1 protein-coding gene is annotated in these 322 nt (G+C 68.6%); it reads right to left on the bottom strand.

Annotation, left to right across the window (positions count from 1 at the left end; genetic code table 11):
* On the bottom strand, positions 1-322 hold a 322-nt coding region (locus IG84_RS0137415; protein WP_031067994.1), incomplete at both ends, for an aconitase family protein.

Below are 322 nucleotides of genomic sequence, written 5' to 3'. Positions count from 1 at the left end.
GGTGCCCCAGGTGACGAAGGGGGCCAGCTCGGAGGCGTTGATGACCACCTCGTGGTCGAAGACCGCGTCCGCATCGGTGCGCAGCGTCTTCCAGTACTCGACCGCCGCGTCCCATTCGGCGCCCTGGGGGGCGTGGTCGCGGCCCTTGAGGTAGTCGAAGGTGGTCTGGTCGGGGGCGATCATGCCGGCCCGGGCGCCGGCCTCGATCGACATGTTGCAGATGGTCATCCGGGCCTCCATCGAGAGCTTCTCGATGGCCGGGCCGCGGTATTCGATGACATAGCCCTGGCCGCCGCCGGTGCCGATCTTCGCGATGATGGCG

Origin of the sequence: Streptomyces ochraceiscleroticus, from assembly GCF_000720485.1 — a bacterium.
Taxonomy (GTDB): Bacteria; Actinomycetota; Actinomycetes; order Streptomycetales; family Streptomycetaceae; genus Streptomyces; species Streptomyces ochraceiscleroticus.
This window is presented reverse-complemented; position numbering and strand designations above follow the sequence as displayed.